The 8,925-nt window shown below is 70.5% G+C and carries 10 protein-coding genes; 5 read left to right on the top strand and 5 right to left on the bottom strand.

What is annotated here, in order from left to right:
• The 3 genes from AB7U92_RS15790 to rfbB form a co-directional block, all read right to left on the bottom strand.
• Positions 1-842 (bottom strand): polysaccharide biosynthesis/export family protein (locus tag AB7U92_RS15790; protein ID WP_428578767.1); only part of this gene is annotated, 842 nt, incomplete at its 3' end.
• Between the two features lie 89 nt (positions 843-931).
• On the bottom strand, positions 932-1,831 hold the full coding sequence (gene rfbD, locus AB7U92_RS15785) for a dTDP-4-dehydrorhamnose reductase (RefSeq protein ID WP_428578764.1): 900 nt from the start codon (positions 1,829-1,831) through the stop codon (positions 932-934).
• A complete protein-coding gene (rfbB, locus tag AB7U92_RS15780; protein WP_428578761.1) occupies positions 1,831-2,895 on the bottom strand; it encodes a dTDP-glucose 4,6-dehydratase in 1,065 nt (354 codons plus the stop codon). Before rfbB ends, rfbD begins: the two co-directional genes overlap by 1 nt.
• A gap of 96 nt (positions 2,896-2,991) precedes the next feature.
• On the opposite strand from rfbB, the gene AB7U92_RS15775 reads away from it, so the two are divergent.
• Positions 2,992-4,482: a DEAD/DEAH box helicase gene (locus tag AB7U92_RS15775; RefSeq protein WP_428578758.1), complete on the top strand. Its 1,491-nt coding sequence runs from the start codon at positions 2,992-2,994 to the stop codon at positions 4,480-4,482.
• Between the two features lie 12 nt (positions 4,483-4,494).
• On the opposite strand, the gene AB7U92_RS15770 is transcribed toward AB7U92_RS15775, so the two are convergent.
• The gene (locus tag AB7U92_RS15770; RefSeq protein ID WP_428578756.1) at positions 4,495-5,268 is read right to left on the bottom strand and encodes an SAM-dependent methyltransferase; all 774 of its coding nucleotides are present in this window, start codon (positions 5,266-5,268) and stop codon (positions 4,495-4,497) included.
• On the bottom strand, positions 5,265-5,858 hold the full coding sequence (locus AB7U92_RS15765) for a Maf family nucleotide pyrophosphatase (RefSeq protein ID WP_428578753.1): 594 nt from the start codon (positions 5,856-5,858) through the stop codon (positions 5,265-5,267). The genes AB7U92_RS15770 and AB7U92_RS15765 overlap by 4 nt, the downstream gene beginning before the upstream one ends.
• Before the next feature lie 38 nt (positions 5,859-5,896).
• On the opposite strand from AB7U92_RS15765, the gene AB7U92_RS15760 reads away from it, so the two are divergent.
• From AB7U92_RS15760 to AB7U92_RS15745, 4 genes are all read left to right on the top strand, one after another.
• Positions 5,897-6,448: a YceD family protein gene (locus AB7U92_RS15760; RefSeq protein WP_428578750.1), complete on the top strand. Its 552-nt coding sequence runs from the start codon at positions 5,897-5,899 to the stop codon at positions 6,446-6,448.
• A gap of 162 nt (positions 6,449-6,610) precedes the next feature.
• Positions 6,611-6,793: a 50S ribosomal protein L32 gene (rpmF, locus tag AB7U92_RS15755; protein WP_112190625.1), complete on the top strand. Its 183-nt coding sequence runs from the start codon at positions 6,611-6,613 to the stop codon at positions 6,791-6,793.
• A gap of 43 nt (positions 6,794-6,836) precedes the next feature.
• Positions 6,837-7,934 (top strand): phosphate acyltransferase PlsX, encoded by a 1,098-nt coding sequence (gene plsX, locus AB7U92_RS15750; RefSeq protein WP_428578746.1) that lies wholly within the window; start codon positions 6,837-6,839, stop codon positions 7,932-7,934.
• Positions 7,931-8,920 carry a beta-ketoacyl-ACP synthase III gene (locus AB7U92_RS15745; RefSeq protein WP_428578743.1) on the top strand — a complete coding sequence of 330 codons (990 nt, stop codon included), beginning with the start codon at positions 7,931-7,933 and terminating at the stop codon, positions 8,918-8,920. The genes plsX and AB7U92_RS15745 overlap by 4 nt, the downstream gene beginning before the upstream one ends.
• Positions 8,921-8,925: the final 5 nt, after the last annotated feature.

The raw sequence follows: 8,925 nt of genomic DNA, 5'->3' as shown, positions 1-8,925 counted from the left end.
TCGGCCTGCACGATGCGGTCGGCCGACTTGTCGCCCTTGAGCAGCAGGTCGTAGAGGTCGAACGTGGCGATGGTCTGGCCGCCCCGGCGCAGCTCGATCTTGCGGTAGCTGCCGGCCGCCGACGGGCCACCCGAGCGCATCAGCACGTTGACGATCGTCGACAGGCTGGTCACGTTGTGCGCACCCGGGCGCTTGGCGAAGCCGGTCACATAGACGCGCACGCTGCGCAGCTGGCCGAGGCCGACGCTGAGCTGGAAGCCCTTGAACACCTGGCCGACGCGGCGGCTGATCACGTCTGGCAGATCCGCGTAGCGCGTACCTGCGACCATGAAGCTGCCAACGCGCGGCAGGCTGATGCGGCCGGATCGATCGACGGTGGTGCGCACGTCGGCATCGACGCTGCCCCACAGCGTGATCTGCAGTTCGTCGCCGGCGGACACGATGTAGTCGGCCGGCACCAGTGCGCCGTGGTCCGGCGCCGCCATGCCCTGCGCGGCCGTGATCACTTCGGCGCCGAAACGGCGGATGTCGAGCTGGTGGCCGCCGAGCCCTGCAACCACCCGTGACTCGTCGATGCCCGCGAGCTTGCGCACGTAGCGCTCGAAGTCATCGGGCTGATAGGGTGGGGGCTCGGGCGCGTAGCGCGGCTGGTCGGCTCGCTCGGCCGCGGCGGCCATTCCCGTCGGTTCGCGTCCTGTCGGCACAGCCGCGGGTGGAGCCTGGCGAAGGCGGATCGGTGAACCGGCTGCCGCGCCGGCAGTCTCGTTCGCGACCTGCAGCGGGTCGACTTGCGCCTGCGCGGCGCCTGCCGCGATGAGCAGCATCGAAAGGATGAGACGCATGATGTGCGAGTGCCTTCAGGTCAGTGCTACCCGATGCTGCGACCCGCGTCGGACCGCCTCCCGGAGCAAACGAGGATTCTAGACGGGGCTCATCGCCCCAGGACTTCAGTGAGCATGCGCTCCACGCCCGGGCGCCAATCAGGCAAGCCGAGGCCGAAGCGCTCGCGCAGCCTGGCGGTGCTCAGGCGCGAGTTCAGCGGCCGGCGCGCTGGAGTGGGAAAGGCACTGGTCGGCACCGCCTCGATCGCACCCTCCGCCACCCTCAGTGGCACGCCGCTGGCGCGGGCGAATGCGACCACGTGGGAGGCATAGCCATACCAACTGGTCTGCCCGCCAGCCACGGCGTGATAGGTGCCGGCCAGCGACTCATCGGCACGTGCCGCGCGGATCATGTGCGCCGTCAGGTCGGCCAGCAGGTCGGCACCGGTGGGCGCGCCGATCTGGTCGTCGATCACCTTCAGCGCGTCGCGCTCCTGCGCCAGCCTGAGCATGGTGCGCGCAAAGTTGCCGCCGCGCGCGCCATAGACCCAGCTGGTGCGCAGCAGCAGGTGGCGGCAGCCGCTGGCGCGGATGGCCAGCTCGCCCTCCAGCTTGGTCTGGCCGTAGACGTTCAGCGGGCCGGTGGGCGCGTCCTCGTCGCGCGGCGTGCTGCCGCTGCCGTCGAAGACGTAGTCGGTGCTGTAGTGCACCAGCCAGGCCCCCCGCGCTGCGGCCTCGCGTGCCAGAACGGCCGGCGCCGTGGCGTTGATGGCGCGGGCCAGGTCGGGCTCGCTCTCGGCCTTGTCGACGGCGGTGTGGGCGGCGGCATTGACGATCACGTCGGGCGCCACCGCCTGCACCGTGGCGGCCAGCGACTCGGGCTTCGAGAAATCCGCCGACAGCGGGCCGGGGCTGTCGAAGTCCAGCGCCACCACCTCGCCGAGCGGCGCGAGCGAGCGCTGCAGTTCCCAGCCGACCTGGCCGTTCTTGCCCAGCAGCAGGATCTTCATCAGGCGCCGCGCGAGGCGTAGTTGGTGGCCACCCAGTCGCGGTAGGCGCCGCTCTGCACATGGGCCACCCAGTCGGCGTTGTCGAGGTACCAGCGCACCGTCTTGCGGATGCCGGTCTCGAAGGTCTCGGCCGGGCGCCAGCCGAGCTCGCGCTCGATCTTGCGAGCGTCGATGGCGTAGCGGCGGTCGTGGCCGGGGCGGTCGGTCACGTGGGTGATCAGCCGGGTGTATGAGCCCGCCGGGTCGGGCCGCATCTCGTCGAGCAGGGCGCAGATGCTGCGCACGATCTCGATGTTGGGCCGTTCGTTCCACCCGCCGACGTTGTAGGTCTCGCCGACGCGGCCCCTGGCCAACACGGTGCGGATCGCCGACGCGTGGTCCTTCACGTAGAGCCAGTCCCGCACCTGCATCCCGTCGCCGTACACCGGAAGCGGCTTGCCCACCAGCGCGTTGACGATCATCAGCGGGATCAGCTTCTCGGGGAAGTGGTAGGGCCCGTAGTTGTTCGAGCAGTTGGTCGTCAGCACCGGCAGGCCGTAGGTGTGATGCCAGGCGCGCACAAGATGGTCGCTGGCGGCCTTGCTGGCCGAGTAGGGGCTGTTCGGCTCGTACGTGTTCTTCTCGGTGAAGGCCGGGTCGTTGGGCTTGAGCGAGCCGTACACCTCGTCGGTCGACACGTGATGGAAGCGGAACGCTTCCTTCTCGGAGGCCGGCAGCGCCGCCCAGTGCGTGCGCACCGCTTCCAGCAGCGTGTAGGTGCCCTCGATGTTCGTCTTGATGAACGCCCCCGGCCCGTGGATGCTGCGGTCGACGTGGCTCTCCGCGGCAAAGTGCACCACCGCGCGCGGCCGGTGCTCGACCAGCAGGCGGTCGAGCAGGGCGCGGTCGCAGATGTCGCCCTTCACGAATACATGGCGTGCGTCGCCCTGCAGCGACTTCAGGCTCTCGAGGTTGCCGGCGTACGTGAGCGCGTCGAGGTTGAGCACCGGCTCGCCGGTCTCGGCGATCCAGTCGAGCACGAAGTTGGCCCCGATGAAGCCGGCGCCACCGGTGACGAGGATCATGGAGCGTGCAGGTGTTGTTGGGGTGCACGCACGATTCTAGGTGGCGCCCCGGGCGCTGCCACGACCCCGTACGGCCCCAGGGGCGATAATCGCAGTATGAGTGAAACCACCCTGGGCTCCGCCACGAGCGGCGCCACCCCCGAGGCCGCCACACCCGCGCCGGCCCGCTTCGACACCCTGCCGCTGGACGAGAAGCTGTTGCGCGCCGTGGCCGACTCCGGCTATCAGACGATGACGCCGATCCAGGCCAAGGCGATCCCGATCGTGCTGGCCGGGCGCGACGTGATGGGTGCGGCACAGACGGGCACGGGCAAGACGGCGGCGTTCTCGATTCCGCTGCTGCAGAAGATGCTCAGGCACGAGAACCCGAGCATGTCGCCGGCGCGGCACCCGGTGCGCGCCCTCGTGCTGGCGCCCACGCGCGAGCTGGCCGACCAGGTGGCCAACAACGTCAAGCAGTACTCCAAGTTCACCAAGCTGCGTGCCGCGGTGGTGTTCGGTGGCATCGACATGAAGCCGCAGACCCTGGAGCTCAAGGCCGGTGTCGAGGTGCTGATCGCTACGCCGGGCCGGCTGCTCGACCACATCGAGGCCAAGAACTGCGTGCTCAACCAGGTGGAGTACGTGGTACTCGACGAGGCCGACCGCATGCTGGACATCGGCTTCCTGCCCGACCTGCAGCGCATCCTCAGCTACCTGCCCAAGCAGCGCCAGACGCTGCTGTTCTCGGCGACCTTCTCACCGGAGATCAAGCGCCTGGCCGAGAGCTACCTGCAGGACCCGGTGCTGGTCGAGGTGGCGCGGCCGAATGCTACTGCCTCCACCGTGGAACAGCGCTTCTTCAGCGTCGCGCCGGACGACAAGCGCCGCGCCGTGCTCAAGCTGCTCAAGGAGCGCTCGATCACCCAGGCGATCGTGTTCGTCAACTCCAAGCTCGGCTGCGCGCGGCTGGCACGTTCCTTCGAACGCGACGGCCTGCGCACCAACGCGCTGCACGGCGACAAGAGCCAGGACGAACGCCTGAAGGCGCTCGACGCCTTCAAGCGCGGCGAGGTCGACGTGCTGGTGGCCACCGACGTGGCCGCGCGCGGCCTGGACATCGCCGACCTGCCGGCGGTGTTCAACTTCGACGTGCCCTTCAACGCGGAGGACTACGTGCACCGCATTGGCCGCACCGGCCGTGCCGGGGCCTCGGGCCTGGCGTTCACTCTGGTGGCGCGCGACGACATGCGCATGGTCGGCGACATCGAGAAGCTGATCAAGAAGAAGATCGAGATCGAGCCGCTCGAGCTCGACGACGAGCGCCCGCGCCGCGAGTCCTTCCGCGAGCGTCCGCGCCGCGAAGACGACGACGAGCGCCCGGCACGCGCCGCTGCGCCGCGACCGAGCGTGCCGCAGGCCCGGCCGTCCGATCCGCTGTTCGACCAGCCCTACGTGCCGAGCAACCCCGAGGCCGAGCCGGCCTGGGACAAGAAGTCGGCCACACCGGCGCCGCGCGGCCTGTCACCCTACATCAAGCCCAAGAAGAAGGTGGCGGCGCTGTTCGGCGCCAAGAAGGCGCCTGACGAGGAAGTGTCCTCGTCCTGACGCGGCGCGGCCTCACTCGGCCAGCAGCGCGAACACCGCCGGGCGATCGGCGGGCAGGACGCCGGGCTGGGCGCGCCAGCGCGCCACGCTGTCGCTGCGCGAGAACGCCCCCGGCGCCGTCAGCGCGCAGCTCACCGAAAGGCGGGTGCCCGGCTGAAGGTGCTCGAGCAGCGCCTGCAGCATGGCGGCGTTGCGATACGGCGTCTCGATCAGGATCTGCGTCTGCCGCGCCTTGCGCGAGAGTGCCTCCAGTTCCCGCAGCCGCGTCGCGCGGGCGGCGGCCTCCACCGGCAGATAGCCGACGAAGGCGAAGCTCTGGCCGTTCAGCCCGCTGGCGGCCAGCGCCAGCAGCAGCGAACTCGGGCCGGGCAGGGCGACCACGCTCAGGCCTTCGGCGTGCGCCGCCTCCACCAGCGCCGCGCCCGGGTCGGCCACCGCCGGCAGGCCGGCCTCCGAGATCAGGCCGAGGTCGGCGCCGCCTCGCAGCGGCGTGAGCAGCGGGCCGAGATCGGGTGAGGCCGCGGGCTTGCCGCCCTTGGCGGGGCGCGGCAGTTCGACGATCTCGATCTGCTGCAGCGGCCGCGCCAGCGGCACGATGCGATCCACCCGCTTGAGGAAGGCACGCGTGCTGCGCGCGTTCTCGGCCACCCAGTGTTCCAGCCGGGCGGCGATGCGCAGCACGCCCATCGGCAGCACCTCGTCCAGCGGCACCGCCTCGTCGGCGCCCTCGATACCGAAGTCCAGCGCGTTCGGTACGAGGTAGAGTGTGCCGTTGTCCGCGCTCATGCGTGCAGCGGGTCGATGCCCGCCTCGCGCAGCAGCGCGCAGGTGCGGATCAGCGGCAGCCCGACCAGCGCCGTCGGGTCGTCCGACTCGATCGCCGCCAGCAGCGCGATGCCCAGCGTCTCGCATTTGGCGCTGCCGGCGCAGTCGTAGGGCTGCTCGGTGCGCAGGTAATGCTCGATCTCGGCGTCGCCCAAGTCGCGAAAGCGCACCGTCACCGGCGCCAGCGCCGCGCCGGCGTAACCGATCGCTGCGCGCTGCACCGCCACGGCGGTGTGGAAGACGACACTGCGCCCGCGCATGGCGCGCAGCTGCGCCACGGCCCGCTCGTGAGTGCCGGGCTTGCCGATCGGTGCGCCGTCGAGCTCCGCCACCTGGTCGGAGCCGATCACCACCGCCTGTGGATGCAGCGCGGCCACCGCCGCCGCCTTGGCCGCCGCCAGTCTCACGGCCAGCGCGGCAGGCGACTCGCCTGCCCGGGGCGTCTCGTCGACCTGCGGCGAGACGACGTCGAAGGGCAGGCGCAGGCGTTCGAGCAGTTCGCGCCGATAGCGCGAGGTCGAGGCCAGGATCAGCGGCGGGCGCGGGGTCATGCCGGGATTGTCCCATCGCGCCTCGTACACTGGCTGGCATGAAACCGCGTACCCGCGATCCCCTGCGGCTCGATGTGGAGTCGCTGGCCAAGGAGGGCGGCCGGCTCGAAGGTCGCTGGCCGCTGGCCGGCTTCGAGCGGCTGGCGCAATCGGCCCACGCCGAAGCCCGGCCCGCGGCCAGCGACGAAGTCGCCTGGCAGGCCGAGGGCGAACTGCGACCGGTTCGCGGCGGCGCGCCGGAGGTCTGGCTGCACGTCCAGGCGCAGGCGCGGATCCGGCTGGAGTGCCAGCGCTGCCTGCAGCCGGTGGCAGCGTCTCTCGCCGTTCAGCGCAGCTTCCGCTTCGTGGACGACGAGGCGACCGCGGCCGAGATCGACGCCGATTGCGAAGACGATGTGTTGGTGCTCACTCGCTCGCTGAACATGCACGAGCTGGTGGAGGATGAACTGATCCTCGGCCTGCCGCTGGTCCCCATGCACGAGACCTGCCCGCAACCGCTGGTCGCGCCGGCCGACGAACTGCCGGCTACCGAGGATCGGCCGAACCCGTTCGCGGCGCTGGCGGCACTCAAGCGCAAGGAGCCTCACTGAGTCACCTCCCGGCAGGGGCAGGCTGCCGTGCTAGAATCGCGGGCTTTTCATCGGGTGCCTGGGCGGGGTTGCGTGTGCAACTTTGGCGGGTGCCGCACGCGGCGCCCCGTGGCACCGCGCTGGGCCGGGGCCTTCACCGGGCCCGCCACACAGGAGAATTCCATGGCTGTTCAGCAGAACAAGAAGTCGCCGTCCAAGCGCGGCATGCACCGCTCGCACAACGCGGTGGCGGCGCCCGGCACCGCGATCGAGCCGACCACCGGCGAGACGCATCTGCGCCACCACATCAGCCCGACCGGCTTCTACCGCGGCCGCAAGGTCCTGAAGACCAAGGCCGACGCCTGAGGCGTCGTGGCTGCGGCGCGGCCCGTCCGCTCCCCGGTCTGACATGAACACCGCCGTTCTGGAGCGGGTCACGCTCGCCGTCGACTGCATGGGCGGCGACCACGGGCCGTCGGTCACGCTGCCGGCCTGCCGCGCCTTCCTCGAGGCGCACCCCGAAGCCCACCTGATCCTCGTCGGCAAGCCCGACGCGCTGGCCGCCGCCGCGGCGTGGCCGCGCTGCACGGTCGTCGCCGCGAGCGAAGTCGTCGAGATGGACGATCCGGTCGAGGTGGCGCTGCGCAAGAAGAAGGATTCGTCGCTGCGCGTGGCCGTGTCACAGGTCAAGCCGGTCGACGGCGGCCAGGCGGCCGCGCAGGCCTGCGTCTCCGCCGGCAACACCGGTGCACTGATGGCGGTGTCGCGCTACGTGCTCAAGACGCTCGAGGGCATCGACCGCCCGGCCATCGCCACTGTGATGCCCAACGAGCGCGACGGCTACACCACCGTGCTCGACCTCGGCGCCAACGTCGACTGCACGGCCGACCACCTGCTCCAGTTCGCGGTGATGGGCAGTGCGCTGGTTGCTGCCGTCGAGGGCAAGGAGGACCCGAGTGTCGGCCTGCTGAACATCGGCGAAGAGGCCATCAAGGGCAGCGAGACCATCAAGCAGGCCGGCGAACTGCTGCGCGCCGCCGCCGCGAGCGGGCACCTCAACTTCCACGGCAACGTGGAAGGCAACGACATCTTCAAGGGCACCACCGACATCGTCGTCTGCGACGGTTTCGTGGGCAACGTCGCGCTCAAGACGGCCGAGGGCCTGGCCTCCATGCTGTCGAACTTCATCAAGCAGGAGTTCACCCGCAACGTCTTCACCAAGCTCGCCGCGGTGGTGGCGCTGCCGGTGCTCAACCACTTCAAGGCGCGCGTCGACCATCGCCGGTACAACGGCGCGGCCTTGCTGGGCCTGCGCGGGCTGGTGTTCAAGAGCCACGGTTCGGCCGACGCCTTCGCGTTCCAGATGGCGCTGACCCGGGCGTATGATGCGGCGCGCAACCGCCTGCTCGACCGCGTGCACGACCGCATACTCGAGACGCTGGCCGAGATGCCGGTGCCGAGTGCGCAGACCCAGACCGAAACGCCGGCACTGGCCGCTTCCCGATGAGCCAACCTGCTTCGCGCTATTCCCGCATCACAGGCACCGGCAGCTACCTGCCGCCGGAGCGAATCACGAACGAAGCGCTGGCCGCCCGCCTGGCCCGCGATGGCATCGAGACATCCGACGAGTGGATCGTCGAGCGCACCGGCATCCGCGCTCGCCACTTCGCCGCACCCGACGTCGCCAGCAGCGACTTGGCCGTGCAGGCCGCGCGCCACGCGCTGGAGGCCGCCGGCCGCAAGCCCGAAGAGATCGACCTCATCATCGTGGCGACCTCGACGCCCGACATGGTCTTCCCGTCCACCGCCTGCATCGTGCAGCGCAAGCTCGGTGCCTTCGGCGGCGCCGCGTTCGACGTGCAGGCGGTCTGCTCCGGCTTCGTCTACGGCCTCGCGGTGGCCGACTCGATGATCCGCGGCGGCCTGGCCACGCGGGCGCTGGTGATCGGCGCCGAGGTCTTCTCGCGCATCCTCGACTTCAAGGACCGCACCACCTGCGTACTGTTCGGTGACGGCGCCGGCGCCGTGGTGCTGGAGGCCAACGACACGCCGGGCATCCTGGCCAGCGAACTGCATGCCGACGGCCGCCACGTCGAGATCCTGTGCGTGCCGGGCACCGTCTCCGGCGGGCAGGTGCTGGGCGACCCGCTGCTGAAGATGGACGGCCAGGCGGTGTTCAAGCTGGCTGTGGGTGTGCTCGAGAGCGCGGCGCGCGCGGCGTTGAGCAAGGCCGGGCGCACCGATGCCGACATCGACTGGCTGATTCCGCACCAGGCCAACATCCGCATCATGCAGAGCACGGCGAAGAAGCTGAAGCTACCGGCCGACAAGCTCGTCGTCACCGTCGACGAGCACGGCAACACCTCGGCGGCCTCCATCCCGCTGGCGCTCGACGTCGCGGTGCGCCAGGGGCGCGTCAAGCCCGGCGACACCGTGATGCTCGAGGGCGTCGGCGGTGGCTTCACCTGGGGCGCGGTGCTGCTCGATTTCTGAGGGCG

It is taken from the genome of Piscinibacter sp., assembly GCF_050175855.1.
GTDB lineage: Bacteria > Pseudomonadota > Gammaproteobacteria > Burkholderiales > Burkholderiaceae_C > Piscinibacter.
This window is presented reverse-complemented; position numbering and strand designations above follow the sequence as displayed.

Bases quoted from the DNA above. Each gene is read 5' to 3' on its own strand.
- rfbD (WP_428578764.1), bottom strand. From the start codon at position 1,831: ATGAAGATCCTGCTGCTGGGCAAGAACGGCCAGGTCGGCTGGGAACTG.
- rfbB (WP_428578761.1), bottom strand. From the start codon at position 2,895: ATGATCCTCGTCACCGGTGGCGCCGGCTTCATCGGGGCCAACTTCGTG.
- AB7U92_RS15775 (WP_428578758.1), top strand. From the start codon at position 2,992: ATGAGTGAAACCACCCTGGGCTCCGCCACGAGCGGCGCCACCCCCGAG.
- AB7U92_RS15770 (WP_428578756.1), bottom strand. From the start codon at position 5,268: ATGAGCGCGGACAACGGCACACTCTACCTCGTACCGAACGCGCTGGAC.
- AB7U92_RS15765 (WP_428578753.1), bottom strand. From the start codon at position 5,858: ATGACCCCGCGCCCGCCGCTGATCCTGGCCTCGACCTCGCGCTATCGG.
- AB7U92_RS15760 (WP_428578750.1), top strand. From the start codon at position 5,897: ATGAAACCGCGTACCCGCGATCCCCTGCGGCTCGATGTGGAGTCGCTG.
- rpmF (WP_112190625.1), top strand. From the start codon at position 6,611: ATGGCTGTTCAGCAGAACAAGAAGTCGCCGTCCAAGCGCGGCATGCAC.
- plsX (WP_428578746.1), top strand. From the start codon at position 6,837: ATGAACACCGCCGTTCTGGAGCGGGTCACGCTCGCCGTCGACTGCATG.
- AB7U92_RS15745 (WP_428578743.1), top strand. From the start codon at position 7,931: ATGAGCCAACCTGCTTCGCGCTATTCCCGCATCACAGGCACCGGCAGC.